This is a genomic window from Spongiactinospora gelatinilytica (assembly GCF_003236385.1).
GTDB classification, from domain to species: Bacteria; Actinomycetota; Actinomycetes; order Streptosporangiales; family Streptosporangiaceae; genus Spongiactinospora; species Spongiactinospora gelatinilytica.
On sequence record NZ_POUA01000825.1, the window covers coordinates 1 to 557 of the forward strand.

General features: G+C 64.6%; 1 pseudogene. It reads left to right on the top strand.

The features are described from left to right. Positions 1-223 precede the first annotated feature (223 nt). Positions 224-469: pseudogene (locus C1I98_RS39610) on the top strand (transposase family protein); the annotation flags it as partial. Positions 470-557 lie beyond the last annotated feature (88 nt).

Below are 557 nucleotides of genomic sequence, written 5' to 3' on the forward strand. Positions count from 1 at the left end.
CCTGCCGGATCCACGTCCGCAACGCCTCCCGACGCACCCCGAGCTTGTCTACGACCCGGGCGATCGCGCCTGTCCGCTCGCCCGTCTGCTCACGAAGCTCAAAGACCATCCGAACCGCACGTTCACGCAGTTCAGAGCTGTACTTCCTCGGTGGTGCCATAGCTCCTCACCCTTCAGGTTCAGGAGCCTCCAACCAACCCGGGGTGATCCAGGTGCTGGTGGGCACGTGCTGGTGCCGTACAAGGGCAAGGGCAAGGGCAAGCCACAGTCCCAAAAAGATGCCAATGCCGCTCACGCCAGGCTCCGCGGACCAGGAGAACGCGCCAACGCACAACTGAAGACCTGGCGTATTCTGCGCAAACTCCGCTGCTGTCCGCGCCGCGCCGGTCAACTCGTCAAGGCCGTCCTCGTACTACAACTCCGCGAAGCCCGGTGTAGGGTCGGGAGCTGGCGCGGTTGCTTCTCCTGACGGTAGGGCTCGGGGCCTGTCTTCCGCCGGTTTCCCGGTCGGCTGTGCCCTCCCCGATGACCATGACCAGGTTCATGGCTCCGTTTCC